Source organism: Tolypothrix campylonemoides VB511288_2 (assembly GCF_045999855.1).
Taxonomy (GTDB): domain Bacteria; phylum Cyanobacteriota; class Cyanobacteriia; order Cyanobacteriales; family Nostocaceae; genus Scytonema; species Scytonema bouteillei_A.
Genome location: NZ_JBFPMW010000002.1, coordinates 552,372 through 578,512 on the forward strand (window position 1 = coordinate 552,372; position 26,141 = coordinate 578,512).

Consider the following 26,141-nt stretch of genomic DNA (forward strand, 5'->3'; position numbering starts at 1 on the left):
CTCATTATTTTTTTCATTTTCCTCCTTAAGGAGACTCCCGTGGCACAACAGCACAAGCACGAGCCAGAAGTTCCATACCTGACACGCACCCAAGTGTTGGTGGCGATGGGAGTAACTGCAGTTATTTTGTGGATAGTCGCTAAACTGTGGTTGCGCTTTGGCAATATTACTTTAATGTCCTGGCGTTGGCAACAAACTGAGTTAATGCTAGGAGCCTTTTTGGGTCTATCTATCACCACTTTAAGTGGCATAGTCTATCGCCTTTGGACTCCTTACCGTAGAAGTGCAAACTATTACTTAGAAATGGTATTGAAGCCCCTTGCTTTACCAGACATCGTTTGGTTGGGGCTACTACCTGGTTTGAGTGAAGAATTGTTATTTCGCGGTGTTATGGTACCAGCCTTAGGCTTCAATCATTTAGCTGTCATCATATCTAGCGTTTGCTTTGGTATCTTACACCTAAGCGGTCCTCAACAATGGCCTTATGTAGTTTGGGCGACTGTTGTTGGATTGTTACTAGGATACAGCGCTCTTTTGAGCGGTAATTTACTGGTGCCAATTGTTGCTCATGTGATTGCCAATGTGATTTCTAGCTTTCTATGGAAGGTTGGACAGTCGTCACTCAAGATATAGCAAAACTCACATCTGTACCTAACAAGCATCCTTCTAGGATAGCAACGTAGATTTTTGACGCACCCACCCCTAGAAGGGGTGGGATTCACGCGAATATGCCATTTCCGCGTTATCCCACAGACTCAGTAGTACTGAGGTTGGCGGGTTCCCAGGCACACCGCGCTTGCCATTGCTGGCACGGTGTCTCCTTTTAATCGCTGTTAATTCAGGGTTGGGCGTTTCAAACAATATTAATTGTTTGGGTTCCGCAGAGTCCCTGCGTACCTTTTTAAGTTTCTTGATTGTTAACCCGTTTTGTTGTACAGCACGGGTTTTAATGTTAACTGCCGCTTGTTTGTCTGCGTGCGCTTCATGTCCGCACGATGTGCAAACAAACTTTTCTCCAAAGCGAGACAAGGCATCAACGACACCACACTTGGAACAAGTACGGCTCGTGTTTTTTGGGTCAACCTTGAAAAAACTTTTTCCCGACTTCGCAGCCGCGTACTGAATTTTTTCTATCAAAGTTCCCCATGAAGCATCTGAAATAGAACGATTCAAACCGCGTTTAGCGGATTGACCATTCTTGAGAAATCGACCTTGTTTAACATCATCAGGCTTAGGCTTACACCTTGCTTTCATCCCTTTGATGTTGAGATCTTCCACGCTAATAGCGTCAGCTTTTCTAACTATCTTGCTGGCAACTAGCCATTGGTAGGCACTACGTTTATCAGCGCGTTTTTTGTGGAGTCGAGCCAGTTTTTGCGCCTCTTTCTTGCGGTTTGCGCTACCTTTCTTTTTCCTAGATAAACGTCGCTGCCTGATTTTTAGAGTGCGTTTACCTTTCTTGGACGTACTAGGACGAGGATTGTCAAACTCAGAACCATCTGAGCAATGAACAAGCTTAGTCAATCCCATATCCACTCCCACAATAGTATTAACTTCTTTTGGGGTTGGATAATCAGGAACTGAATCATCTCTAATTAATATACTCGTGTACCAACCATCTGCTTTTTTACGCAGTGTTACGGTACGGATCTGGAATCCTTGTGGGATAGGACGAGAATTATAAAAACGCATCCACCCTATTAATGGCAGATATATTTTATTCCCGTCGAGCTTAACGTCACCTGGCTTGTACTGGAAAGAGCGAAAGTTAGACCTGTTCTTAAATGAAGGAAACCCACGACCATGTTTAAAGAAGCCTTCCATAGAACACTCAAGACGCTTTACCAGCATTTGCAACACGTTTGAGTGGATTGTCTTATACCAAGGTCTAGCTTGCTTCATTTCTGCCAAATAAGCATCTTGCATTAAACTTGCAGAACGCTTTTTGACTACTCCGTTTTTGTCTGGGTTTTTCCAAGGATTGTGCAAATTTGAGTTCTTGCTCAACGAACAAGTTAATGGGCATTGCTCAGTTCTTGTTCTAATATCGCAATACTCACCCATAACAAAGGTTTGATAATAGCCGTCAATACGGTCAGCCAGAAACCAGTTAAACAAACTACGCTGCATATCCAACCACGAATCCATAACTTTTGATTGATTTTCCCTAGGGCGCAATTTGTACTGGTAACTAACTTGCATCTTGACTCATCCTCTTTATCGACCTACGATTAGCTTAATGCATGGAGCTAGTCTATGTCAAATTCTAGACCAAAGAGAAAAGCTAAGAGAAATGAGCCGCTATTGTACGAAGAAACCAAAATACAAAAAGGAATATGGATCACCCCTAGTACCTGGGACAAAATGAAACAAGTGGCTGAGTCTGAAGGTGTCAGTATTAGCGAATTAGTTGAAAGGTGGGGACGGCAGCTAAAGGAGCCAGCCGCGTGCAAAGAGAAGTTGCGGCTTGGGGGAAACCCCCAAGCCGCAAACTATGTCCTAACGGACACGCTACGCGAACGGAGGGTTCCCCCCGTTGAGCGGACTGGCGTCTGCCTACGGCTTCCTCCCACCCCTGAAGGACGTTAAAGGGAGAAAACTTTTCGGTTTTCTCCCTTTAACTGGTGGGCTTCCGCCTTAAATTACTGTGAGATAGTGCGGCAAGAGCGATCGCATCTGGTAAGATGCGATGCTCTTGCACTTGAATCCTAGCGTGAAGTGTTTCTGGTGTATCGTCGGGTAACACGGGTACAGCAGCTTGCATCACAATGGGACCGCTATCCATTTCCAAACAAATAAGATGCACCGTACAGCCAGCAATCTTTACTCCCGCAGCAAGTGCTGCTTCTATAGCATACGCTCCCTTAAAACTAGGCAACAAGCTTGGATGAATATTAAGAATTCTGTTAGGGAAAGCGTCTATTAAAATAGAAGTTGCCAGTCGCATCCAACCTGCCATAACGATCCATTCCACACCGTATTGCTGAAAAGTCTGCACGATTTGCCTGTCCAAATCTTGACGGCGTTTGTAGTCGCGGTGATTGAGAAGTACTACAGGTACGCCCCTCTTTTCTGCTCGTACTGCAGCATAAGCATCGGGGTTGTTGTAAATTAAAACTTGAATTTTAGCAGATAAGCGTCCATCGTCAATTGCTTGAGCAATAGCTTCAAAATTACTACCATTTCCCGAAGCCATAATTCCCAGTTTTAAAGTACCATCTATCGATTTGTAACTGGTAATGCTTGGAGAAATCAAGCTAACATCTAGCGTGTCAGTTATGGAATTTTGACTCATAAATCTGTAGAGCGGGTAATTTGCGCTACATTATCTTACCTGAGTTTGGCAATTGCTCTAAACTTGCTAATAGCTAATAGCTAACAGCTAATTGTAATTTACCATTAGCCATTAGCCATTAGCCATTAGCCATTAGAGTTTCTCTTACTGATTCTCTTGTCTGTTCTAAAGTGTGTAAAGTGTTCAAAGAGAGAAAACCAAAACCAACTTTAGAAGCAATGTCTAGCAGCGTATAAAACATTGTCTCAGAACCTTGACCAAAGGCTCTAAACCCTTCTGGGCTGAGAATCCATACAATTGGATAAAGTGTCCATAATACCAAATGTACCGTTACTAGCTTGCGGAAAGCTTGCTTCGCTCTCGGATGTTGGCGTTCAGCCTCAACTCGATATGGTTTTACAAGTAGATAAACAATTGCTAGATATGCAGCACAACTCGTTACATACCAAATGTAACTCATGGGCTTGGGTGTTACTGTAGCAACAAAGCCAGTCGCTAGCATATAGGCATTGGCTCCCAGCAAGCTACCTGTAATGGGTAAACTCGTTCTTCCTAGAAAAGTTAAATCCAGTAGCAAAAGGGGCGTTGAAAAAAACCAAGTTAGGAATCGCACCCAGTAGGTAGGGCGATCGTTAATAATATTAACTCCCAAACCCAATGCCATTGCTAAGTAAAGCCCAGCCGCAATTAAGCAAATAAAAAAATTGAGCGTGTGCAAAATTTTCCAGCGTTCGCTTTTGGCATTATGTGCGCCAAATCCAAAAAAAACACTTCCCAGTGCCATGCTAATGACACCAATCCAAAGCCAAGCTTGAGTCATGCAAAGTCTATAGCCTAATAAATATGTATTTTTGTGTTGATATCTGAAATTTTGTCAGATTTTTGATTGCGAAAAATATCTCTAGGTGCAGATTTCATTAAAGCCAACCTATATATTTAAATACAGGTCAAACAGTGCCGAAAGATAGATTGTGTTTATTAATTACATCTCTTTAATGTTAATAAATCTCGTAGCAGGGCTGTTTCTTCTTGCTAGTTACGTTTACTATGGTTTGGACCAAGCCAATCAAAAACGTTGGATTCCCGGTTTTGGTATAACAGGAGCGATCGCACTCTTGACTGGCTTACACATGACTTTTACTTGGCCAGTTCGAGGAAGTTTCAATATTGCCTATGGTGAAACAACTATTTTATTTGGAATTTTGTTTATTGCTACTTCCATAGCTCTAGCCCAAGGGTGGGATTTAATTACGATTGCTATTTACGGATTTTTTGCAGGGCTTGCTGCTCTTTTAATTGGTATACGTATTATTAATCTAGATTTAACAAAACGTCCCTTGCTTACAGGAATTGGATTTATCCTAACAGGATTGGCTGGAATTTTTGCAGCACCAACACTCTATTTACGTACCAATCGTACTCTAAGGTTAGTTGGCACAATTATTCTGATAGCAGCAGCTTTCATTTTTGCTTTAACTGGGTATTTAACCTATTGGGGTCATATGGCTGACTACTCAAACTGGCAACCATTACCTATGAGAACCCCTTAGTATTCAAAGCCCAATTTCAATGAAGGAATGCTAGACTTCTCTTATGCAACATTTACAGCAATTAACTGTGCCATCTCCCTTTCCTGGAATGAATCCTTATGGTCGGGTGTTCATCATCTGCCATCTATCTTGTCATGACGACAATTTTTAACACCGACCTACTTACATCCAAGGAAGTAAAACTGTAAAAGTAGTTCCAACCTCTAGCTGACTTTCAACATTGATACTACCACCATGTAACTCCACACATTTTTTCACAACCGCTAGTCCCAATCCCGTTCCCGGTACATCACCCACATTTTGACCTCTTTGGAAAGCTTGGTATAGTTGTTCTTGCTCTTCTTGACTAATTCCAATTCCTCGGTCTTGAATTTGAAAAATAGCTTGTTCGCTATTCTTTGTGAGAGTAAAGTATATCTTACTATTTTGAGGCGAGTATTTAATAGCATTATCAAGTAGATTGGTAAGAATTGAACGCAGAATTTTTTCATCCATACAAGCTATTTTTTCTAAACATTGATGAATAAAAATAATATCTTGTTGAGTGCCCGTACTAAATTGAATTTCCTCCACTATGGAGTGACAAAAATCTTCTAAATTTAGAGGATGAGGTTTAAACTCTAATTTTCCTGATTCGGCTCTTGTCAGAGTGAGAATATCCGTCAATAGTTGTGTCATTGTTTTTGCTGAAGATTGAATGCGTTGCAAATTTTTCCGTTTTTTCTCTTCCGACCATTCTTTGGAGTTTTCTAAAACTTGAGTTGAAATCAAAATAGTGCTTAGGGGAGTACGAAATTCATGGGATACCATTGAAAAAAAGCGAGTTTTCAATTCCTGCAATTCTAGTTCTTTTTCTAAATTACGCCGTATTTCTTCTGCTTCTCTTGCTTGTTTTTCTATAGTAATATCCCGAGCCAGTACTAACCTCGCACATCTTCCTCGAAAAATCAGTTCGTGGGAAATGACTTCAACATCGATTATTGTACCATCTTGCTTCTTATGCCTCTCGATCGCTGTTTGCTTGATTGTCGGAGAGAGTTGATAAATTCTCTTCATAACACTTTCTATGTCTTCGGATGGCAAAATATTCTTAACAGTCATGGATAAGAAATCTGCTTGAGAATAACCATAGTGCTTAACAGCAACTTCATTGACCACTAAAAACTTTAAAGTTGCTAGATCGTAAACCCATAAAGGGTGTGGATTAACTGCAAATAATTTTCGGTATCGTTTTTTGCTTTCTCTTAAAACACTTTCTAACTGCTGTCGTTTTTTAATTTGTGCCTGAAGGAGTGAATAGACAGAAAACAATAGACTAAAGCTAAAGCAGGAACCTGCGATCGTTATTAAAGTTGTGAAGTGAAAACTTTTTTCTGACTCTGCCCTACGATGCTGTAATAGTAGCTGCTCTTCGTTTTCTATTTGAGTAATAATCCGCCAAATTTCATCATGAAGCAGCAGACCTTTATCGGTCAAAGCTATTTGAGTTTCTGTATCTGATTGATTTTGTTTGTATAATTTAATTGAAGTTTTAATTAAATTGACTCTTTTCGTTATCAGGGGTTCAATAAGATTAAGTCTGTGACGTTGGTTTTGATTATTAAAAGTTGCATTTTTTGCTTCACTGAGTTCAGTATTAATACTTTTAAGAGCAGTATCGTAAGTTTCTAGATAAGATTCTTTTCCTGTAATAATATAACCACGTCTTGCTCTTTCCGCATCTCGCAGTGTAGTTAATATATCTCTAACTTTTTGCAACACCTCATAGGAAGCCTCTACTTGTTTTTGTGTGGTAAAAACTTTTGCAGTGTTTTGATACGAAATAGTATTTACAATAGTGAGAATAAGTACTGCGAGGGCAAATCCACCAATAAGAATTTTTCTTTCTAACAACCGCTTCATGTACAACACTGCAAGATCTCTCTAAAATTTCTATGATGATTGATAGCACTTTCTAATTTTTGAATTAGGATTCTTTCAGAATTTCTTTGTAGTTGATATGCGAATTTTGCTTGTAGAAGATAATGGGCGTTTAGCGGAAGCTTTATGTGAAGCGTTAACGGATCAGCTTTATGTTGTGGATTTAGTGAAAGATGGGGAGTCTGCTTGGAAACAGATAAAGATTATAGCTTACGACCTGATTTTGCTAGATATTATGCTTCCCCTACTAGACGGTATCAGTCTCTGCCAGCGCTTGCGGCATCATGGCTATACTTTGCCAATACTCATGCTAACAGCTTGTGATACAAGAACCGATAAAATTAACGGTTTAGATGCTGGTGCGGATGATTACGTTGTCAAACCTTTCGATTTGCAAGAATTATTAGCCCGCATTCGTGCTTTATTACGACGTGGGAGTTTTGCCCCTACACCTACTTTGACCTGGGGTAGTTTGCACCTAAATCCCAGTACCTACGAAGTAACATATCTCAATGCCCCTTTACAGTTAACACCCAAAGAATTTAGTCTTTTAGAACTTTTACTTCGGAATGGACGTAGAGTTCTCAGCCGTGCGGTCATTTTGGAAAACCTATGGAACAGCGAAAACCCTCCAGAGGAAGATACAGTCAAAGCTCATATCAAAGCTTTGCGTCAGAAACTCAGATCTGTTGCAGCTCCAGACGATTTGATTGAGACAATTCACGGATTGGGATATCGGATGAAGCAGGTTTCTTAAGAAAATCAGGCGGCTACACTAAGGGCATAAGGCGTTGAAATAAGCGTATTTGGGTGGGCATTGCCAACCAAAAGCCTTATTCCCGTTCCGCAAAGAAGAAGCTTATCAAGTTTTTGTGACCTTTATCAGGATATTTTGACATCAAAAAGACATAGACTGCCTATTTTACGGTCTTCCCGAATTTTTCCCGAAATTTTCTCCAATTTTTTTAGATTCTTTACCCAGCTTGTCTCCGTTTGCGGTGTAATCTCAGAGATGCAGTAATTGTTAAGTATCTCCCGTGGAGGTATTTACACACCCAGAGGTCATACCATGAGAAACTTTGCTGAAAAACAGGAATTTATTCTCAACCAAATTACAGATACGTGTTTTCATCGAAGGGATTTGAGTGGATGCAACTTAAGTGGAATTGACTTAAGAGCAGTGGATTTAAGTGGAATTCACTTGATAGGAACTGATTTACGTGGTGCAAACCTCAGTGGGGCAATCCTCACTGGTGCCAATTTAAGTGGTGCAAATTTGCAAGAAGCGAACTTGCAAGATGCTTATTTATACGAAGCTTCTCTATGCGAAGCAAATTTAAGCGGCGCAAATTTGCAGCAAGCAAATTTGTGTGGGGCCTTCTTATGGAGAGTAAAATTATGTCGTAGTAATCTATGGTCAACATCTTTATGTGATGCAGATTTAAGTGAAGCCGATCTTAGTGAAGCTAGCTTAATTGAAGCATCACTGATTGAATCCAATTTGGTTAGGGCAAATCTTTCAGGGGCAAAGCTTTGCGGGGCAATTTTGCTGGAAGCAAATTTAAATCAAGCCAATTTAACGGGCGCAGATCTTACGTGGGCAAATTTAATAGAGGCAAACTTAAGTGAGGCCAATCTCTGGGAGACAAATCTTACAAGTGCAAAGCTACACGGTACGATTATGCCAGATGGTACAATTCATTACCCACAATTATTCTTTTAGTTTATTTAAATCTCAGGGTGCAAAGTTTCAGGGGCAAGAGACAAGGTAGACAGGGGGAACAGGGTAGAATTCGTTCCCCCACCTTCTCTCTTTATTGGTTAGTAAAGTTTCAGGGGCAAGAGACAAGGTAGACAGGGGGAACAGGGTAGAATTCGTTTCCCCACCTTCTCTCTTTATCGATCGCTAATTTCCGCTTTTTATCTGTTACTCATGGTTGCCTTATTTACGCCGTACTGTACTAGTCAAAATTCCCTTTGTGAAAAGCTAAAAATAGCTATGAACAACAGCATCATAGTGTATAGCAAGCCGTATCCAGCATTTAGTAATAGCGTTATTGGGTCGGGTAGCGCCCCAAATCCATAAACAGCGTCATTTTTCAAATCTAATCGAGATAAATCTGGTAACACTAAGTATAAAGCTTGAGTTATACGTTCTATACTAGGGTTCTGACTGAGACGACCCAGTTGAAGTAAATCTTGAGTGATATTACCTGCTAGGTAAATTGCAAATGTTAATGCTGTAGCCAGAATGGAACTGGTAAACACACCTAGGGTAACTGCGATCGCTGCCATTAACGATAGCTGAAAAAATAGAAAAATAGTACTTACAAGAATGCTGACTATTGGATAGGAAATATGGCCCATGTGCAAAAATATCAAGTAAATTACTGTCATGGCAGCCATCAATACGGCTAACACCATAAGCAAGCCTAAGTATTTTCCCGTAATAAATTCACTTCGGCTAACAGGCTTGGCAATAAGTACTAAAATAGTGCGTTTTTCAATTTCTTTGTTAACCAGTCCCGTGCCAACAAATATGGCAACAATCAACCCAAGGATGCTCATCGCCGCCAAGCCAAAGTCCAAAAACATTTTGTCCTCTGTTGCTGCGGCAAAATCAGGAAGTAAACGGATGGCAATCCCCAATACTATAGTATAAAAGCATACAATATAAAGAATGCGATCGCGCACCACTTCTCGAAACACGTTATTTGCTAGTACAAAAACCCTATTGAAATTCATAAAAATTTATTTAGTCATCAGTAATTAGTGGTTAGTGGTTAGCTGTTGGTGGTTAATGGTAATGAGTTAGTTGCTACTAACGACTAACAACTAACCCCTAAATCTTCGTCATTGTTGAGGTGGAGGTGAACCTGCGAAGAATGATGTTTTCCCTTCACAATTCACTTCTGCCAATGTATTTTTTTCATCAGGTTTATCAGCAACTCTGCTTCTAGTATTCCCAATTTTTGCAACAGGGTCTATTTGGCAGGTCTTTCTTAGATAATACCCACGAGGGGTGGAACTAGGTCCCATCCAAATACTAAGTAAGTCGAGTTTGTAACCTGACTTGAGATTCGTTACACGCGGTTCCACAACCCATAAAGCTTTCTCTTCATATTTTGCCAAATTGGTTTCAATGACTTGTCTGCCAAGTCTACCCACGTTTTGTCTAGAATTAAGAAGCCATTGTTCTACTTGAGACCAAGGTTGTTCATTTAATTGCTGTTCTATTTGAGGTGCAAGCTTATCTAAAATAACAACGCCATTTCTCGGGATTCTCTCTGGTGGTTCTATTCTACTGACAAAAGCACTGCCTTGGTAATTATCTACCTCTAAACTGGGGTACTCATTCAACCAGTTTTCCGTTACAAAGTAAAATTGCAACCAGCAACTGATGACGGCACAGCTACCAATTAAAATGATAATCTTTTGACGGTCTTCTATTTTGGGAATCAGTGTTTTGGCTTCTGTACCAGTTCCTTCAAAAAATTCTGGTATTGCAGTAATAATTGCTGAAATTGTTGGCCAAAGAACTATTGTTCTGGTTGTCAATATAGTTTCGTCATGACCGAAAGCAAAAACGCTGACTAAAAATCCGGTGATCACAGCCCCTACAGGCATATTAGTGCTGGGAATGAGTATTGGACTATCCGTTGTATACCAAGCAGTTCCCAAAATTAAGAAGATCCAACCGCAAAAGGCAATCGTATCTTTTATAAAGCCTGTAGACATGGATGACATGAACCAAGAAAAAATACTCAAATAAATTAATGTCTGCCAGGAATATGCTTTTGGCGGAATGACTATTTTCTTTATTCGTTCATAAATATCTCCAACAACATTGAATACACCAAATAAATCTCTAACTATCTGCATATTTTTTCCCTCTCAGTCATTAGCGACCGATAAATTAGTTTTTCCTTTTGCCTGCGTATACTAGTTCCCAGTCCTAGCTCTTAGAGATCGAGCGAACGAATAAATAAAACAGCAACTATAAAACTGTAGCTGAGTGCATTGGCTATTAGGATGCTGGTGACTACATTTGAATTCTGCAATTTGCTTTTTTGGGCACGACTTGAGTTTCGCTCTACTACGGGTTCTTTTGGTGGTGCTTTTCCAAATTCTGCTAGTGACAAAAGCAAGATTCTTAACAAGATATATTTGACTATGAAAGTCCCAAAGAAAATAATAAACGCTGTTAAGATAATTAAAGATTGAATATTAGCTGACTGCAAGCGATCGAAGAAAATATAGTTAATGAGTTCCGATTTTATCCGTATCGGTAGTACTGGCTCTGAAAAGAAAAATACGACCCAACCAATGACATTAGAAAAAAGATTGATGGCGATAGCATAGAAAACACTCGTTTTTCTATCAAATCTTAATCTGGAATTTAAAATGAAGGATTCTAGAGGAATAGCTACCAGTAAAAATAAGAAATTGAACAGAATTGCGCCAAAAGGGAAAATCCTGGGAAGTGGGAATTCGGGAAGTTCAAACATATAAGAGTGATAGGTAAGGTGTAACCTCAGAAAGTATACCGTCTATACTGAATTCTGATAGAGGTAATTATTTTATTCTTCTTTTACCATCTTTTTGTCCCAATCTGTCTTTGTTGCTTTTCTTTATATATCTCGATATTCTGCAACACTCAAGCTTCCACATACAATTAGACAAAACCTTGTGTAATATAGAAGACTGCGACGTTACAGCTTTTTACGAGATGACAAGAAACGGCATCGGTATCCGGACAGCACAATTGCGTTCCTCACGACTAACAGGTCAGATTCATGTTTATGACGGCGCGGGAAAGGGCAAGTCACAAGCTGCACTGGGAGTCGTTTTACGCTCTATTGGCTTGGGAATTAATGCACGAAACAATTCTAACCGTGTTTTATTACTACAGTTTCTTAAAGGTCCAGAACGAGATTATGATGAAGATGGGGCTATTGCCGCATTACAAAGTGGATTTCCCCACCTCATCGATCAAGTGCGTACCGGCAGAGCAGAATTTTTTGGTCCCGATGAAATTACAGCTTACGATCGCGCTGAAGCAGCACGGGGTTGGGATGTTGCTAAGGGTGCTATTGCTTCTGGTTTGTATTCAGTTGTTGTTCTAGACGAAATTAACCCGGTCCTGGATTTAGGTTTGCTTCCTGTTGATGAAGTTGTTCAGACGTTAAAATCCAAGCCACAAGAATTAGAAATTATTGCCACTGGACGTGCTGCACCACAACAGTTACTCGATATTGCGGATTTGCACTCAGAGATGAAACCTCAAGTTCATCCAACAGCAAAATTACAAGGAATAAAAGGTATTGAAATTTACACTGGAGCGGGTAAAGGCAAGTCTACGAGTGCCTTGGGAAAAGCTTTAAAAGCAATTGGTAGGGGCATCAACCATCCAGGCTCTACTCGTGTATTAATTATGCAGTGGCTCAAAGGGGGTACTGGATACACAGAAGATGCTGCCATAGCTGCTTTACAAAAGTCATATCCAGAAGTTGTAGACCATCAACGCTGTGGTCGAGATGCCATTGTTTGGCGTAACTCCCGCCAACAATTAGATTACGTAGAAGCCGAACGTGGTTGGGAAATTGCCAAGACGGCGATCGCATCGGGTTTGTACAAAACCATTATTCTTGACGAGCTCAATCCAACTGTAGATTTAGAACTGTTACCGATTGAACCTATTGTTCAAGCTCTACTCCGAAAACCACGCGATACCGAAGTCATTATCACCGGTCGATGTCAACATCAGCCCGCGTACTTTGACTTGGCTAGTACACACTCTGAGGTTTATTGCCACAAACATTATGCCAATCAAGGTGTAGAACTCAAGCGTGGGGTAGATTTTTAATGAATGGCTAATAGCTAATGGCTAATGGCTAATAGCTAATGGCTAATGGCTAATGGTTAATAGTTCTGCTTCAATTAGCTATTAGCTATTAACTAATGGTTCTGCTTCAATTAGCTATTAGCTATTAGCTATTAGCAATGTATAACTAACATTTTCTAGTGATATGGACAACAACACACTTGATTGGATAACAGGAGGAATTGCGATCGCAATTCTCTTAGGTGGTTTTCTCATGATGTTTACCACTATTTTCACTACAAAAAAAAGGAAAGATAACTGAAGGATAAAGGATGAAGGGTTAACTTTCATCCTTTATCCTTTATTCTTTATCCTTTACGAGCAGGGATTTGTTCTTGCAATTCTAAGACTGGGTTGAACATGATGGTAAAATTTCCGCCTCCAGTTAGCCTTTTCACGATCTGCAAGTGTGCTTCTGCATCGTTGCGGCGACGAAACCGAGCAACGACTTCATTCTGCATATTGGCTTGAAGCCGAACCAGACACCAGGGGCTTAATTTGTCTGCGTATGTCATAAAATTGTCTTGACAATATTTTTGAACTGAAGCAAGCTTACGTGAGGATGTCTGAAAAAGACATTTCAAAATGGACTTGCTTTTTTTTACTCTTTGCTCTTGTCCGTGCTGATATTGGGAAAACAAAGTTCGATTAGGAGTTCGGGAGGAAGCTCGTCAAAGTGTTCCAACAGGAAATCCATTAAAGCAAGATGGCGTAAATCTGAAGGCTTGGGACTGCGGTAGTTGGAACCATGAGAAAACCAGCCTTTCACAGTCGAAGGCGATCGCGAGCAAATTTGAGCTATCATTTCATAGCTCACTTGCCATTTGGCGTAAAATTGAGTAGGCGTCATTCCTAGTTGACAACAACTATAGAATCGGATTAAATCTAGCTCTTGCTGAGTCAGAGGGCGAGGATTCATAATTAGATTTTCTTAGCAATTAAATGACTGTTGATACGGTTCAAGTTCGTCCAAATTCCTGACTTCTTAAAAAAGTTGGGAAGCTTGTCGCTCCTCATCTTAGGAGCAGTCACTCGTTTGATATCAAAGTCACTTAAAGCTTGGAGATAGCCCCTGTACCCATCAGTTTGGCAACCAACAGGTTTTATCATTAAAAATTCTCCTGGAATAGGGAGGTCAAAAGTCAGTGCGAGCTGTAGAAAGCCGAGCATTGGCTTTTGACTTTTAATGAAGGATTGATAGAAATTAGAATAACACAACTTTTGTGTGCTTTTATGTTTTGTTGTGTGTTTACCCTCAAAACACGCAACAGAGCCTATGATGGGAAAATGGCTAAAGTAACTGTGACTCTCTATATAGAAGAAGATGACAAGGAAGCTCTGCAAAAATTAGCAGACGCAGAAGAGCGTTCTTTGTCTCAAATGGCGGTGTTAATTCTCAAACAAAGGCTTAAACCATCTCAAGCTGAAGGAAAAAGTCGTCAACTGAAAGTCCAGGTAAGGAATGATGCGACAGTGAAACAGCCTGGAGTTTCAGATTCATCTGCTCAATACCGAACCAATGGAGGGGAAGTTAAACCGAAGGGAAATGTGCGCTTAACAGCAGCTTACTTGCAACCCCAAGAACTTCAAGAGTTGGCTCAAAGAGTTGTAGAATTGGAAAATGCAGCAGATGGTAGCGAGCTAAAATTCAAAGTGCAAATTGAACTGGATGGGGGATCGCAGCTATCAGATGACGCGATGGCTCAACTTAAAGAAATACTTCAAGAGATTAGCGAAGATTTTCAGATCTGATGGTTAGTGGTTAGTGGTTAACCACTAACCACTAACCACTAACCACTAACTCCTACAGGACAAGCAACGTTCGTTCCTCCCAATCCACAATATCCATTGGGGTTTTTAGCAAGATATTGCTGATGGTAAGCTTCCGCGTAGTAAAACTTGGGAGCTTCAAGGATTTCCGTCGTAATTTTGCCATAACCGGACTTGTTCAGGGCTTCTTGGTAAGCATTAAGAGATGCTTCTGCTAGTTTTTTGTCGTCTTCAGAATAGACATAAATTCCCGAACGATATTGAGTCCCAACATCGTTACCCTGACGCATTCCTTGAGTGGGATTGTGATTTTCCCAAAAAACTTTTAGCAACTGAGAGTAGTTGATAACCTTTGGATCGTAAACTACTAACACAACTTCATTGTGACCGGTCATTCCACTACAAACTTCTTTATAAGTGGGATTGGGAGTAATTCCCGCAGCATAACCAACTGCAGTGGTATAAACTCCTTCTAGTTGCCAAAATTTCCGTTCTGCTCCCCAAAAGCAACCCATACCGAAAATTACCATCTCCATACTTTCTGGAAAGGGTGGTTTGAGTGGGTTACCTAACACATAGTGCTGACTGGGTACTGGCATTTCTTCTGCCCGTCCGGGTAATGCTTGGTCGGGAGTGGGAAGGCTTGATTTTTTACCAAATCCAAATAAAACCATTGCTCTTGATTCTAATTTCTCATAAATTCCTTTACTTAAGTTCATATTGTAAACTATCCCACTCTACAGGGTAGGTGTGGGTTTCCTGCATTGCTACACTACTGACAAGAGGAACACAAGCATTAACTAGGGACAGTAAGGGACCTAATTGCTCTTGTCCGTTCACAGCAAGATCGCTATGGCATAGATAAATTTTTTCAGAAACTCGGGCAAGTAAATCTGCCAAGATTCTTTGCAATCGTTGTTCATCTGCTAATTTTTCATCTTCTGCCGTCCAAGGCTGTCCCATTCTATCTCTCAGGAAGAATGGCGCACCAAATAAAGTGGCTGCACCGCCTTTCTCCCATAAGGGAGAACCTGCGTCTAACCAAAAATGCCAGCGATGCGATCGCCTAGAAGAACGATATTGGAAGATTGTTGCTAAGGTGACAGCGTTGGATTGGAGTCCCACAGGACGCATGGGGTAGGGGTTGGCAGTAATTGTACCGCGTCGTAGTAGTTGTATGAATTCAGCGATTGGGGAAAGTGAGGTCCCCTCTGGGGATAAGGGGTGATAGGGAGTGGAGAGTAGGGGGAGTGGGGACTCGGAACTTTCTTGGGGAATAGAGAGGGAAGTGGGGGAAAACTGTCGCAGTCGCGTATCGATTTCCCAATAGTGTTGGGCTGTTTCTAACAGTTCGCGCAACGCTGCTAGCTGGTCGTAGGGAAGATTGCTGCCATTCCATAAAAAACGCTGAATAGCTCTATCTAAAAGGGAAATCGGGCTGGGAATCAAACGCAATTCCTGTTGCTTTCGCTGTTCTTCCAACCACTGCAATATCTGACTGTAAGCTGTCGTTGCTGAATATCCCAATCTATCCCAGCGATCGAATGCTGTTACGGGAAGTAAGTTGGGATGCTCGGGATGGGGTACAAAACAGTGATCTGCTATTAATCCCGCTCGTACTGGGTCAATGCGAGAGGAGGAGGCGACGGGGGACTCCGCGTTTGCTCTCTCCTCCTCTCCTCCCTTGCTTAACACAACTAACATTTCTGCTACTGCATCCCTATCTACCAAGCGTCCCAAACCAGGGTAGACAAAGGCTAAAACTGTCAGTAAACCCCGAATATTGGGAGAACTCATTAGAGGACGTTGATCGTTGAGGAATTCGACGGGAATATTTTGCTTGGTGAGAATTTCTACAAGGGTGTAACGGGCGATCGCATCCAAACCTGGTGCAACAATCGCCACGTCTTTGGGCTGTACTTGTTCTTCTTTAATAGCACGGACAATCTCTTCTGCTGTTTGCCGCAATAATTGAGAGCGAGAAGTTGTTTGAATTGACTGCACTGCTTCTGGTAAGCTTAGCAATCCTGCCGACTCGATAGCTATTTCTTGGATTTGTGTCCCCAAACTATATGCAAGAGATTGAAGGGGAAACTGAGTCAAAATTTCTTGCTGACAACGGGCTGATAACTGTTGCAAATAACTGGGATCTGCTCCCAATCCCAAACGTACCACACTTTCGGGATTGAAACTAAAAGCTCCTACTGCACCTCCTTCCAACAATACCTCAAACAGTTGACGTGCCACAGCTGGGTAATCTTGCACGTCATCCGCTAAAACAGCTTGGTAACGTCTGAAGAGCGCTTCCTGGTAACGAGTCTGTGGTAGCAAGTGCTGGCTGTACAGTTCTGTCATAATTCCATAGGTCAAAAAGCCCCTTTCCAAACACCAGTTGCGCCAGTTCAGTAATAAGGAGGCTACTAATTCCGGGTTTAAATTTATACTTTCTTGATTGGCAAGCGAGCGGGATAATATATTCTCAATTTCTGCAAAATTTGTCCCGCTATATGCTGCTAATTGCAGTGTATCCAGAATGCGGCGTACCAATCGGTACTCATTAATACCTACCTGACGCAGTATCTCCTCATTGAATTGCGATCGCCAAAGTTTTGTTGCTAATTCCTGCTCTGTTTCTGGACGCAGTCGCACTGGGAATTGAGCTTTCAATTGTAACGACTCGATCAGCAATGGCCAAAATAAAATGACTTCATCTTGAATAAAGCCAAGAGGAGTCTTACCGCGTACTGGGTATTTCCCCTCAGTTACGCTCACAAGTTTATCGGTAAAATCCCGTCGATTCTCATTATTGGCTGCTAGGACTAACACGCCTAGTTCTGATTGTTGGGGATAAAGGCGTTTTGGCGAGTTGTTGCTATTTTTTCGTTCTTGAGTTTTCGTATAATGTCTCTTGCTGCTATTTGTACTAAAGACCCAATGGCAAAACTGCTCTACCAAGCGACTTGTTTTACCACTTCGACTGGGACCCGTTATCCATAGAGAATTTGAAATCACAAACCACCTTCTTTAGAGAAAGATACAATGACAACCGTGAACTGCGTGTACCAGAAGGAATGAAAATAAGCATTAGGGATTTCCTGAGTCCCTAACCCCAACTCCTAATTTATGGGGACTATACGTTAACGTAAGTTTAAGAGATATAAAACAATGTTAGATAACTGCTGGCAAAAATGATTAACTCTGTTTATCGCCAAAAGATCTACCCTTTTCTACTGAGGGCTTACTACCGTTACTTACAAACCTCAGAGCGTTCTCTAGATAAGGCATATAAAGCTGCTTTGCAAATCAAGGCAATAGAAGACGAGCATTTTAATGGTAATAAAATTAACTTCGACTCTACTAGGCATAGCGGTAGTGTTATGGACTATTTTGAGTCAGAATTGAAAAGACAATTAAAAATCATTCGGATGCGGTTAACAGAATTTAAGTTTAGCCGTTTTTTCCTGGATGAATCCAATCAAAAAACTGCAAAGCAAGTAGGTATTGAATACTCATCTCCTTCACTTATTTTAGAAAAACTTAACTTTATTGATGAAGTCACAACAAAATACAATTCTTTTAAGCCTGATGAAGTAATACCCAACACTCTATCACCTCAGAGTACAATTGTACCAGTAGAACCTTCTTTAAATCAAACCAAACTGCAAAATACACCAAAAAATAAATTAGATAACAGTGCTCGGAGTAAGACCAATACCACTGGAGTGCTACCTCGGTCGATTTTTAACACGATCACTCGTTTGCAAATTGAGTTAGATCCAAATGCAGAACAAGATGTTGTTAAAAATTTCCGTAACACTCAAAAAAGAACCATAATCTCCGTTAGGTTTCTTTTACTTCTCATCATAGTTCCTATTTTAACCCATCAAATATCAAAAGCTTTGTTTGTGGGACCTGTTGTTGAATCTTACTTTAGCAAACATTCCGAACAAGCAAAAATATTTCTCAACTATGAAATGGAAGAGGAGGCACTGACAGAACTTGAAAGGTTTGAAGAACGTATAAAATTTAATAGTTTGCTTGGTAAGCATGAACCCTTGTCTCAAGAGCAAATGGAACTAGAGGTGAAAGATAAGGCTCGTGAAATTGCTGAAGAATATCAGCATGAAAGTGGAAATGCTATCAAAAATGTTTTTGCAGATATATTCTCGATCGTTGCCTTCACTTGGCTATTGCTGACAAGCAAGCGAGAAATTGCAGTGCTGAAAGATTTCTTTGACCATGTTGTCTACGGTCTAAGTGATAGTGCTAAAGCTTTTATCATCATCCTATTTACTGATATCTTTGTAGGATTCCACTCTCCTCACGGTTGGGAAGTCATTCTAGAAGGTATATCGCGGCACTGGGGATTGCCAGCCAATCATGATTTCATCTTTCTCTTTATTGCTACATTTCCAGTCATCTTAGATACTATATTTAAATACTGGATATTCCGCTACTTAAATCGCATCTCTCCTTCTGCTGTAGCTACTTATCACAATATGAATGAATAGAATTGATTGGGGGTTAGTGGTTCGTAGGGGAACTGCTAACCATTTATAGTATTGATAGCTACAATTCTTGAGCGGTTAATATTAAAGTTAAAAAATTCTAAGTTTAAATATAGAAATCTACCTAGAGACAGAAGTATCAATTGTCGTTCAAGAAAAACATGAGATAACTTTATATGAATAAGCAGAAACGCTAAAATAACATAAAAAAGCCTAATAACTTAATGGGTTCGATAAGCGAAGCATAATGACTTAAGTCGTGTAATATCTCAGTAGATATTCCACAGCTTGCGTTAAAGTACGCAGCTGTCATAGGATTGTAATATAAAAATCTCAGTAAAAATACACCAATCATAATAAATGAATGACGATATAGTTCTAGATATTGTCGAGCAAGTATTACTATCTAGACAGCTTAGCCCCATTGAACAAGTTATTTTGCGCCAATCATGGCAGGGAAAAGGTTATGGTGAAATGGCGCAAGACTCTGGCTACGGTAGCAATTACTTCAAAGAGGTTGGCTCTCAATTGTGGCATGACCTGTCAGAAGCGATAGGTCAAAGGGTAACCAAGAAAAATTTACATCTTGTTTTAGCACGGTATCAGCAAAACCAAGGAGAGCCCAAGGAGAGCACGCAGCAAAGCTTTAAACAAACAGCACCCGAGAATAAAGCTGCAAATTCTGTGGGAAATAATGCTTTTTATAAAGAAAAAAAATATACAAATACAAAGGCAGAAGAGATAGAGTACCCTGGTGGACCTGTCCCCCTAAACTCTTCGCTCTACGTTAATCGCCTGCGGATAGAAGAACTGGCATACAAGGAGATTAGCAAACCGGGATGTCTTATCCGTATTAAAGCCCCTAGAAAGATGGGCAAGAGTTCGCTCCTCAACCGCATGATAGCTTGTGCCCAAAATGATAGATATAAAATTGCTTATATAGACTTTCAGGAGACAGACGAAACTCTATTTACATCCCTCGATAAATTTTTGCGCTGGTTTTGCGCCAATGTTAGCAGACAGTTAAACCTAAACAACAAGCTTGATGATTACTGGGATGAAGACATGGGGAGCAAGGTTAGCTGTAAAATTTATTTTGAGGAATATGTGCTCGAACAAATCAATGCTCCCATTGTTTTAGCATTAAATGAAGTTAACAGACTTTTTGAGCATCTCCAAATTGCCAATGATTTTTTGTCCATGCTGCGATTTTGGCATGAAGTGGGACGGACGGTAGAAATTTGGCAAAACCTACGGTTGGTGATAGTTCATTCTACCGAAATACACATTCCTCTCAAAATTAATCAATCTCCTTTTAATGTTGGGCTGTCAATTAAGCTGCCTCAGTTTACATTAGAGGAAGTGCAAGATTTAGCATCACGTTATGGATTGAATTGGATTGATAGCAAAGCCTGCCAACAATTGATGGTTATGGTAGGGGGACATCCCTATTTAATTAACTTGGCATTTTATCATTTGTATCGTAAAGAAATGACATTAAATCGGTTGTTGGAAACATCTCCAACAGCAGCTGGTATTTACAGCAACCATTTGAGAAATCATTTGGCGCTGGTGCAAGAACAACCGGAACTAGCCTCAGCACTTTTAAAAGTTGTGAGTACTGAAGAAAGCGTGCGTTTAGATGCCCTGACTGCCTTCAAATTAGAAAGCATGGGTTTAATTCAACTAGATGGCAATCAAGCAAAACCAAGTTGTCAGCTATATCGCCTTTATTTTAACCAACAACTGACAGAAAAACATACAGATGCTCCACAGCAACTATTAACTCTGGAAAAACAACCAGTCAAACTTTCAAACAAAGTTGAGCCACAACTTCAAAGTGTCAGTCGTACCTATATCAAGCAATCTCTTGAAGCGTCTTGGCAGCAATGGAGAAAAGAGTTTTTACTCCTGTCACTGATTGTATGTGAAGTCGATTATTTTAAGTGGTACAACGATACACACGGTTATGTGTCTGGAGATGCTGCTTTGCAACAGATTGCCAGTGCCATAAGTCAGTGCATTCAGCAAAAGCAATCCAGCCTGCTGCGTTATGGGGGTACAAAATTTGCAGCTATATTGCCCTACGTGAATTCCATGGAAGTGCTGCAACTTGGGGAAAGTATGCGAGATAGCGTGAAAGCATTGGGAATTCCATACAACTTACCGGGTATCGACGGATTGCCATCTGAAGTATTAAGCATCAGCGTTGGAGTTGCATCTATCATGCCAGGTTCTGACAATTCACCAGATTTACTGATAAATTCTGCTGAAGAAGCACTGTTTCAAGCAAAAAGGCAAGGACGCGATCGCGTTCATCTCAATTCTCCTTTAAACGCAGGAGTTCCAGCGACTCCGCACGTACTGCATTTTCCAAGACCGAGCTAAGGATAATTGAGAAAAATCTCAGTTCTTGTGGTACGGGTGTCCCAATACCAATGCATGAGGACACCCGTACCACAAGAAAATAATGCTGTAGTTTCTTTATGTGATCATTGATAACTGCTGTTAAATTTGTCCTACTACTCTCGTAAGGCATATCCCACCCCACGCACGGTATGAATCAAACGCTTTTCATTATTTTCTTCAAGCTTAAGACGCAGGTAGCGGACATAAACTTCAATAATATTGGAATCTCCCATGAAATCATAGCCCCAAACTTTCTCTAGAATGAGGTCTCTGGTAAATACTTGACGGGGATGGCTGAGGAGATACTCCAATAAATCAAACTCTTTTGCTGTTAGCTCAATGGCTCGATTGCCTCGAAAAACTTCACGTGTGGTGCGATTGAGCTTTAAGTCTTCAAACTGCAACCACTCTTCTTCTGTTTCTTGAGTGCGACGCAAATGGGCGCGAATTCTGGCTAACAATTCCTCAATACTGAAAGGTTTGACTACATAATCATCAGCACCCGCATCTAAACCGGCGACGCGATCGCTGACTTCATCTTTTGCTGTCAGCAAAATCACTGGTACTTTGTTTCCAGTCGCACGCAAACGCCGACAAAGTTCCAAGCCCGATAACCCAGGTAACATCCAATCTAAAATTGCTAAATCTGGTGAAGATTCCCGCGCTAAGGTCAAACCAGTAATACCATCATGGGCGACACTGACTTTGTATCCTTCGCTGTTAAGTTCCAATTCGACAAATCGTGCCAGTTTAACTTCATCTTCTACCAGGAGGATATGTGCTGTCATATTTTTTCTCCCAATGCAGGTAATTTTAAAATAAAGGTGCTACCATGACCGGGTTCCGAGCAAATACCAACATTACCCCCCATACTCTCCACAAGGCGTTTTACTATCGGTAGACCCAAGCCCGTTCCTCCAGTCGAACGGGTACGGGATGGATCGACTCGGTAAAAGGGTTCAAAAATACGGGCTTGTTCGGACAAGGGAATACCACAGCCCTTGTCGCTCACTTGAATCACTGCCCAACCATTTACCCAACCCAGTTGCACTGTCACTGTCTCTCCCACATCCGAATATTGAAACGCATTATCAATCAAATGGTATAACACCTGCATGAGCCGATCCCGTTCTGCTTTTACTTTAATCGGAAACGAGGCAAGTTTTAGCTGGATTGCCCGATGGTCAAACTTTTCTGCCATTTGCACTATATCTGCGATCGCATCATTTAAGATCAGTGGTTTCGCTTGCAAGGGCATTGCATTGCTACCTGCTCGTGCTAATTCAAGTAAATCTTGTAAGATATAAGTCATTCGTTCTGCATCCGAAACAGCCATCGCCAAAGATTCTTTCTGCGATTCTGTCAGATTTTGACTGCGTTGCAAAGTTCTTTGTAAATATGCATAAACCATGCTTAGAGGAGTCCGTAACTCGTGCGCTAAGTCGTTGGTAAATTGTTGCTGTTGTTCTTTCACTTCTGAAAGTCTTGCTAACAATTCATTCCAAGTTTGAGCGAGTGCTTTCACTTCGCTAGGTGTCCTACGTAACTGAGATGGATATTGTTTCAGTTCTGCACCGTAAGTTATTACCCACTGATTCATTTGTCGTAACGGGAAGAGCGATCGCCTGATGAATATAAACGTGAGAATTGCGGTCGTAATAAATATCAGAACGCTTACAGTTCCCACATTTTGAATCGCAATCAACAGCCTCTGATTATCATAACAAACACTATATTGTCGATCGTTCATTATGAGAAACTGTTTGATTTCCCAACCCATCCACATTGTAAAACTGCTAAATCCCACTGTAAAGATAACAATGATTTCAACAGTTAGGCGAAATTGTAGCGATGAAGGATCGATCCTCTCACCAATAACTCTGGGTAATTTTCGCTTTAATTTGTCTAAAAAAATCATGGGAGTAACTTATCTCTCTATATTTTAATCTGAATTTCATAAGTCAAGCTAATATCAATTTTAAAAAAGAATACGCTCTATGAATAAGACCTCTCCCCAAGCCTCACCTCAGTAAGCTATCTATTACCCAAATCTTTCTTAACATTTACGAGAGTAATTACTCACATTTTTTCTAACCCTTATTCGTTCGTTATTCATTTTCAATGAAAATGAGATTTTTGCGAGACGAATAAGTGCCATTTTGTCAAGCTTACTGAAAATTTCAGTGTCCAGAATGGATTTTATCCAAGGGTTTCAAGATTGTAAAGAAAGATTTGACTAATGCATAGCCTTAGTAAGGGGGAGAGCAGGCAGAGAGAGCAGGTGAGGTATATGTCGCGAGCTTTTTTTGAATCTGTATGAGATAAATTTGTTTTTTGCCTATAATTACAATCTAATATCTCTCTTAAAAAAAACGATGAGTTTTTCCTGAAAGAAATTTAAACTTTGCCTGAGAATCTGAGGCAAATTTCTGAGAATTGTCATTATAATTTTAGAATTACAATAAATTTTTGTCAAATTCCCTTAAATCCCATACCAGATTCTACTTTTTGTTCTGCTTGAGTAGAAATTACCTTGGAAAACATACTTCTGCGAGACGCTTGATAACGGATACCAAGATGACTTAAAAAAATGCCAATTAAAATAACGCTACCGCCGATATATTGAGCTAGAGTAGGAGCTTCATCTAAGATGAAATAAGCTGCTACAATTCCTGCAATAGGGGTAAAGGAACTGATTAAAGAAGCCATAGACACTGTTGAACTCCTCAGCCCTTTAATCCAAAATGATTGGCCAACCACAACAATTAACGCACCATAAAGGAACATCCACTTCCACAGGAAAGGTGAGAGTACATCAGCAAAATGATTGTGACCGTAAAGCCCCAAAGCAAGAAAGAAAAATATTACAGTTCCTAAAGCAGTACGAAAGATACTGTAGATTCCTAAAGGAATTCGATCGAGGTATTTTTTACCGATAATTGTGGAAACGCTTACAGCTGCAGAACCAAAGGCTACCAGAAGTTCGCCTACACCCACTTGCAAACCTCCCATATTCATCATTGATTCCCCAGGAGACTGAAGGACAATCGTGAGCGCAACACCAACAAACCCTGCGATCGCCCCTGCAATCTCCCAAAAGTTTACCCGTTCTTTAAGCAACCAAATTGATAAAGCTAGAGTTAAAGGTGGTTCCACTCGTCCAACCAAGATGACATTATTAACCCCTGTCAGTGCCAGTGCTTGGAAAATTAACCCAGGGGCAAGCGCTCCTGATAAAATAGCGACAGCTGTTAAACCGATCCAATCCTTCCGTGATAATTGTTTCAAAGTAGCTTTGTTCCACTGTCTCCCATAGATGAGAATCAGCACTATTAAGGCACAAAGGTTGCCCACGAATAAAACATTACACAAGGAAATTGGATTGCGACCATCTATAATATGTTTTGCTCCAATTTCTGTGAGTTTGCGAGTGACTGCACTAGACGCTCCAAAAATTAGGATTGCCAGCCAGAGATATATTTGTCCTGAAATTCTGGGAATTAAGCGATGCGGTCTTTTTAGTTTAGTCATGATAACATCACCGCAATAAAAATATAGATCCTTATATAGGACTTTTGTTTGGTGCTTCGGGTAAGTTCGATGAAGTCAAAACAGACCTCACCCAAAACCTCTCTCCTACAAGGTGAGAGGCTTCAAAAGATCTGCCTTCTGCCTTCTGCCTCTTGCCCTCTGCCTTTCTTTGTCAATTTAATCCTTGCTTTAGAATTCTTATATTAGCTCTTCATCATTCTGTTTGGAATAAGTTTTTGCTGAGAGAACACTAAATGCAAGTTTGACACACGCACCTCTAGAAGAGGCGGTATTCTTCAAGAATAAGCCAAGTTATGACTCTACTCACAGCTTTTACCAAGAAAATTTGATGTAAATTTATTACACAGTACTGAATGAAAACCCTTGATTTATTGATAGAAGCCAGCAAAAATTAGGTATCCTTATCGCGGATATTTTTATATGAGCTGGGTTTGTACTCAGAGGTGCAAGCTCTGAGTTTACTTATGTCAGCACCCCGTACTAAAGTAACGGGGCTTCATGCCTCAGTATTTTAATGAGAAAACGCTGAGAATATCCTAAATAAGCTTAAAGAAGAAATTCATGAAAATCATGGCTTAGGTTCAGATGAACTTCAGTAGCTACTGAGAAGCTTTAGATGTCCGGGATAACAGGAGACAGAAATGAAATTTGCCCCTTTAGTAGCTACAGTTGCCTTAACTGGTTTTTTTACAGTATGGGAAGCACCATTAAAAGCGATAAATCCTTTATTAGTTCAAGCATCAGCCCAAGAATTATCCGTACAGCAGAAAGTAGCGTTACTAACTAAAAATAAGGGTCAGATTGGGAGTGGCGATCAACTGCGTCGTTTCTTTTTTGGAGATTTGGAGCCAATCGGTATTCAGCCTGGTGGAGCAGGTCACGTTGTTAACCTTTATAACAAAGCTAACGATACCACTTTTTCTTACTGTTCAACCTATGACGTTATCGTCGCTGTTAAAAAAGGTAAAGTCGCTAAGTTTGAACCTAACGAAGTGAAATAACTCAAGGCAACTAAATAACATAAGTTACGCAATTGGGAAGAATCATTCACGATTTGCTAATAGCTAATGGCTAATGGCTAATGGCTAATAGCTAATAGACATATCAGAAAAAGACGCTGAACGCTTTCTTTCCTTGTCTGGGTGAAAATCTAATTTCTGGAGAAGTCTAATGGGAAATTAGCGATTGGTCATCAGCCATCAGCCATCAGCTATCAGCCATCAGCTATCAGCCATTAGCTATCAGCCATCAGC

Annotated in this window: 25 protein-coding genes; 10 read left to right on the top strand and 15 right to left on the bottom strand. The window is 40.5% G+C overall.

The genetic code is table 11. The features are described 5' to 3' along the window. Positions 1 to 39 precede the first annotated feature (39 nt). Entirely contained in the window at positions 40 to 633 is a 594-nt protein-coding gene (locus AB0756_RS06825; RefSeq protein WP_038084802.1) for a CPBP family intramembrane glutamic endopeptidase, read from the top strand. A gap of 69 nt (positions 634 to 702) precedes the next feature. On the opposite strand, the gene AB0756_RS06830 is transcribed toward AB0756_RS06825, so the two are convergent. After that, the gene (locus tag AB0756_RS06830; protein WP_038084803.1) at positions 703 to 2,202 is read right to left on the bottom strand and encodes an RNA-guided endonuclease InsQ/TnpB family protein; all 1,500 of its coding nucleotides are present in this window, start codon (positions 2,200 to 2,202) and stop codon (positions 703 to 705) included. Between the two features lie 54 nt (positions 2,203 to 2,256). Here AB0756_RS06830 and AB0756_RS06835 point away from each other — a divergent pair, with 54 nt between their 5' ends. Beyond that, positions 2,257 to 2,589, top strand: coding sequence for a hypothetical protein (locus tag AB0756_RS06835; protein ID WP_038084806.1), 333 nt, complete (start codon positions 2,257 to 2,259; stop codon positions 2,587 to 2,589). A gap of 28 nt (positions 2,590 to 2,617) precedes the next feature. On the opposite strand, the gene purN is transcribed toward AB0756_RS06835, so the two are convergent. Together purN and AB0756_RS06845 are read right to left on the bottom strand one after the other, a co-directional pair. Then, on the bottom strand, positions 2,618 to 3,295 hold the full coding sequence (gene purN / locus AB0756_RS06840; protein WP_050046368.1) for a phosphoribosylglycinamide formyltransferase: 678 nt from the start codon (positions 3,293 to 3,295) through the stop codon (positions 2,618 to 2,620). 118 nt (positions 3,296 to 3,413) lie between these two features. Then, complete coding sequence (locus AB0756_RS06845) at positions 3,414 to 4,115, bottom strand: bacteriorhodopsin (RefSeq protein ID WP_050046369.1); 702 nt, start codon at positions 4,113 to 4,115, stop codon at positions 3,414 to 3,416. A 151-nt stretch (positions 4,116 to 4,266) separates the two neighbouring features. Between AB0756_RS06845 and AB0756_RS06850 the strand changes: the two genes are divergently transcribed. Continuing rightward, positions 4,267 to 4,845 (top strand): DUF981 family protein, encoded by a 579-nt coding sequence (locus AB0756_RS06850; protein WP_072040799.1) that lies wholly within the window; start codon positions 4,267 to 4,269, stop codon positions 4,843 to 4,845. A gap of 162 nt (positions 4,846 to 5,007) precedes the next feature. Here the strand turns inward: AB0756_RS06850 and AB0756_RS06855 are convergent, their stop codons facing one another. Next, the gene (locus AB0756_RS06855; RefSeq protein WP_050046370.1) at positions 5,008 to 6,747 is read right to left on the bottom strand and encodes a CHASE3 domain-containing protein; all 1,740 of its coding nucleotides are present in this window, start codon (positions 6,745 to 6,747) and stop codon (positions 5,008 to 5,010) included. Positions 6,748 to 6,844: 97 nt separating this feature from the next. Between AB0756_RS06855 and AB0756_RS06860 the strand changes: the two genes are divergently transcribed. After that, entirely contained in the window at positions 6,845 to 7,522 is a 678-nt protein-coding gene (locus AB0756_RS06860) for a response regulator transcription factor (protein WP_038084809.1), read from the top strand. A 312-nt stretch (positions 7,523 to 7,834) separates the two neighbouring features. Then, positions 7,835 to 8,488: a pentapeptide repeat-containing protein gene (locus AB0756_RS06865; protein ID WP_038084811.1), complete on the top strand. Its 654-nt coding sequence runs from the start codon at positions 7,835 to 7,837 to the stop codon at positions 8,486 to 8,488. Positions 8,489 to 8,730: 242 nt separating this feature from the next. Here AB0756_RS06865 and AB0756_RS06870 read toward each other — a convergent pair whose 3' ends face one another. The 3 genes from AB0756_RS06870 to fraC form a co-directional block, all read right to left on the bottom strand. Next, positions 8,731 to 9,510, bottom strand: coding sequence for an ABC transporter permease (locus AB0756_RS06870; RefSeq protein WP_038084813.1), 780 nt, complete (start codon positions 9,508 to 9,510; stop codon positions 8,731 to 8,733). Positions 9,511 to 9,618: 108 nt separating this feature from the next. Continuing rightward, on the bottom strand, positions 9,619 to 10,647 hold the full coding sequence (gene fraD / locus AB0756_RS06875; protein WP_038084815.1) for a septal junction protein FraD: 1,029 nt from the start codon (positions 10,645 to 10,647) through the stop codon (positions 9,619 to 9,621). Positions 10,648 to 10,727: 80 nt separating this feature from the next. Next, positions 10,728 to 11,273, bottom strand: a complete 546-nt coding sequence (gene fraC, locus AB0756_RS06880) for a filament integrity protein FraC (RefSeq protein WP_038084816.1) — start codon at positions 11,271 to 11,273, stop codon at positions 10,728 to 10,730. Positions 11,274 to 11,494: 221 nt separating this feature from the next. Between fraC and AB0756_RS06885 the strand changes: the two genes are divergently transcribed. After that, entirely contained in the window at positions 11,495 to 12,631 is a 1,137-nt protein-coding gene (locus tag AB0756_RS06885) for a cob(I)yrinic acid a,c-diamide adenosyltransferase (RefSeq protein ID WP_038084956.1), read from the top strand. Between the two features lie 326 nt (positions 12,632 to 12,957). Here AB0756_RS06885 and AB0756_RS06890 read toward each other — a convergent pair whose 3' ends face one another. The 3 genes from AB0756_RS06890 to AB0756_RS06900 all read right to left on the bottom strand — a co-directional run bounded on the left by AB0756_RS06890 (position 12,958) and on the right by AB0756_RS06900 (position 13,819). After that, entirely contained in the window at positions 12,958 to 13,164 is a 207-nt protein-coding gene (locus AB0756_RS06890; RefSeq protein ID WP_038084818.1) for a hypothetical protein, read from the bottom strand. A gap of 86 nt (positions 13,165 to 13,250) precedes the next feature. Beyond that, positions 13,251 to 13,568: a hypothetical protein gene (locus AB0756_RS06895; protein WP_038084820.1), complete on the bottom strand. Its 318-nt coding sequence runs from the start codon at positions 13,566 to 13,568 to the stop codon at positions 13,251 to 13,253. A 2-nt stretch (positions 13,569 to 13,570) separates the two neighbouring features. Next, the gene (locus AB0756_RS06900; protein WP_038084821.1) at positions 13,571 to 13,819 is read right to left on the bottom strand and encodes a hypothetical protein; all 249 of its coding nucleotides are present in this window, start codon (positions 13,817 to 13,819) and stop codon (positions 13,571 to 13,573) included. 117 nt (positions 13,820 to 13,936) lie between these two features. Here AB0756_RS06900 and AB0756_RS06905 point away from each other — a divergent pair, with 117 nt between their 5' ends. Beyond that, the gene (locus tag AB0756_RS06905) at positions 13,937 to 14,401 is read left to right on the top strand and encodes a ribbon-helix-helix protein, CopG family (protein ID WP_038084822.1); all 465 of its coding nucleotides are present in this window, start codon (positions 13,937 to 13,939) and stop codon (positions 14,399 to 14,401) included. Between the two features lie 38 nt (positions 14,402 to 14,439). Here the strand turns inward: AB0756_RS06905 and msrA are convergent, their stop codons facing one another. Then, positions 14,440 to 15,093 carry a peptide-methionine (S)-S-oxide reductase MsrA gene (gene msrA, locus AB0756_RS06910; protein ID WP_038084958.1) on the bottom strand — a complete coding sequence of 218 codons (654 nt, stop codon included), beginning with the start codon at positions 15,091 to 15,093 and terminating at the stop codon, positions 14,440 to 14,442. A 31-nt stretch (positions 15,094 to 15,124) separates the two neighbouring features. Then, positions 15,125 to 17,431 carry a hypothetical protein gene (locus tag AB0756_RS06915; RefSeq protein WP_038084823.1) on the bottom strand — a complete coding sequence of 769 codons (2,307 nt, stop codon included), beginning with the start codon at positions 17,429 to 17,431 and terminating at the stop codon, positions 15,125 to 15,127. A 176-nt stretch (positions 17,432 to 17,607) separates the two neighbouring features. On the opposite strand from AB0756_RS06915, the gene AB0756_RS06920 reads away from it, so the two are divergent. Together AB0756_RS06920 and AB0756_RS06925 are read left to right on the top strand one after the other, a co-directional pair. Beyond that, positions 17,608 to 18,930: a proton extrusion protein PcxA gene (locus tag AB0756_RS06920; protein WP_038084826.1), complete on the top strand. Its 1,323-nt coding sequence runs from the start codon at positions 17,608 to 17,610 to the stop codon at positions 18,928 to 18,930. Positions 18,931 to 19,287: 357 nt separating this feature from the next. Further along, positions 19,288 to 21,315 (top strand): AAA-like domain-containing protein, encoded by a 2,028-nt coding sequence (locus AB0756_RS06925; RefSeq protein WP_038084827.1) that lies wholly within the window; start codon positions 19,288 to 19,290, stop codon positions 21,313 to 21,315. Between the two features lie 134 nt (positions 21,316 to 21,449). Here AB0756_RS06925 and AB0756_RS06930 read toward each other — a convergent pair whose 3' ends face one another. From AB0756_RS06930 to AB0756_RS06940, 3 genes are all read right to left on the bottom strand, one after another. Further along, the gene (locus tag AB0756_RS06930) at positions 21,450 to 22,124 is read right to left on the bottom strand and encodes a response regulator transcription factor (RefSeq protein ID WP_038084829.1); all 675 of its coding nucleotides are present in this window, start codon (positions 22,122 to 22,124) and stop codon (positions 21,450 to 21,452) included. Further along, positions 22,121 to 23,254: a sensor histidine kinase gene (locus AB0756_RS06935; RefSeq protein WP_038084830.1), complete on the bottom strand. Its 1,134-nt coding sequence runs from the start codon at positions 23,252 to 23,254 to the stop codon at positions 22,121 to 22,123. Before AB0756_RS06935 ends, AB0756_RS06930 begins: the two co-directional genes overlap by 4 nt. 554 nt (positions 23,255 to 23,808) lie before the next feature. Beyond that, on the bottom strand, positions 23,809 to 24,867 hold the full coding sequence (locus AB0756_RS06940; RefSeq protein WP_038084831.1) for a DMT family transporter: 1,059 nt from the start codon (positions 24,865 to 24,867) through the stop codon (positions 23,809 to 23,811). 662 nt (positions 24,868 to 25,529) lie between these two features. On the opposite strand from AB0756_RS06940, the gene AB0756_RS06945 reads away from it, so the two are divergent. Next, positions 25,530 to 25,889 carry a hypothetical protein gene (locus AB0756_RS06945; RefSeq protein WP_038084833.1) on the top strand — a complete coding sequence of 120 codons (360 nt, stop codon included), beginning with the start codon at positions 25,530 to 25,532 and terminating at the stop codon, positions 25,887 to 25,889. Positions 25,890 to 26,141: the final 252 nt, after the last annotated feature.

Bases quoted from the DNA above. Each gene is read 5' to 3' on its own strand.
- AB0756_RS06830 (WP_038084803.1), bottom strand. From the start codon at position 2,202: ATGCAAGTTAGTTACCAGTACAAATTGCGCCCTAGGGAAAATCAATCA.
- AB0756_RS06835 (WP_038084806.1), top strand. From the start codon at position 2,257: ATGTCAAATTCTAGACCAAAGAGAAAAGCTAAGAGAAATGAGCCGCTA.
- purN (WP_050046368.1), bottom strand. From the start codon at position 3,295: ATGAGTCAAAATTCCATAACTGACACGCTAGATGTTAGCTTGATTTCT.
- AB0756_RS06845 (WP_050046369.1), bottom strand. From the start codon at position 4,115: ATGACTCAAGCTTGGCTTTGGATTGGTGTCATTAGCATGGCACTGGGA.
- AB0756_RS06855 (WP_050046370.1), bottom strand. From the start codon at position 6,747: ATGAAGCGGTTGTTAGAAAGAAAAATTCTTATTGGTGGATTTGCCCTC.
- AB0756_RS06860 (WP_038084809.1), top strand. From the start codon at position 6,845: ATGCGAATTTTGCTTGTAGAAGATAATGGGCGTTTAGCGGAAGCTTTA.
- AB0756_RS06865 (WP_038084811.1), top strand. From the start codon at position 7,835: ATGAGAAACTTTGCTGAAAAACAGGAATTTATTCTCAACCAAATTACA.
- AB0756_RS06870 (WP_038084813.1), bottom strand. From the start codon at position 9,510: ATGAATTTCAATAGGGTTTTTGTACTAGCAAATAACGTGTTTCGAGAA.
- fraD (WP_038084815.1), bottom strand. From the start codon at position 10,647: ATGCAGATAGTTAGAGATTTATTTGGTGTATTCAATGTTGTTGGAGAT.
- fraC (WP_038084816.1), bottom strand. From the start codon at position 11,273: ATGTTTGAACTTCCCGAATTCCCACTTCCCAGGATTTTCCCTTTTGGC.
- AB0756_RS06885 (WP_038084956.1), top strand. From the start codon at position 11,495: ATGACAAGAAACGGCATCGGTATCCGGACAGCACAATTGCGTTCCTCA.
- AB0756_RS06890 (WP_038084818.1), bottom strand. From the start codon at position 13,164: ATGACATACGCAGACAAATTAAGCCCCTGGTGTCTGGTTCGGCTTCAA.
- AB0756_RS06895 (WP_038084820.1), bottom strand. From the start codon at position 13,568: ATGAATCCTCGCCCTCTGACTCAGCAAGAGCTAGATTTAATCCGATTC.
- AB0756_RS06900 (WP_038084821.1), bottom strand. From the start codon at position 13,819: ATGCTCGGCTTTCTACAGCTCGCACTGACTTTTGACCTCCCTATTCCA.
- AB0756_RS06905 (WP_038084822.1), top strand. From the start codon at position 13,937: ATGGCTAAAGTAACTGTGACTCTCTATATAGAAGAAGATGACAAGGAA.
- msrA (WP_038084958.1), bottom strand. From the start codon at position 15,093: ATGGTTTTATTTGGATTTGGTAAAAAATCAAGCCTTCCCACTCCCGAC.
- AB0756_RS06920 (WP_038084826.1), top strand. From the start codon at position 17,608: ATGATTAACTCTGTTTATCGCCAAAAGATCTACCCTTTTCTACTGAGG.
- AB0756_RS06925 (WP_038084827.1), top strand. From the start codon at position 19,288: ATGAATGACGATATAGTTCTAGATATTGTCGAGCAAGTATTACTATCT.
- AB0756_RS06930 (WP_038084829.1), bottom strand. From the start codon at position 22,124: ATGACAGCACATATCCTCCTGGTAGAAGATGAAGTTAAACTGGCACGA.
- AB0756_RS06935 (WP_038084830.1), bottom strand. From the start codon at position 23,254: ATGATTTTTTTAGACAAATTAAAGCGAAAATTACCCAGAGTTATTGGT.
- AB0756_RS06940 (WP_038084831.1), bottom strand. From the start codon at position 24,867: ATGACTAAACTAAAAAGACCGCATCGCTTAATTCCCAGAATTTCAGGA.
- AB0756_RS06945 (WP_038084833.1), top strand. From the start codon at position 25,530: ATGAAATTTGCCCCTTTAGTAGCTACAGTTGCCTTAACTGGTTTTTTT.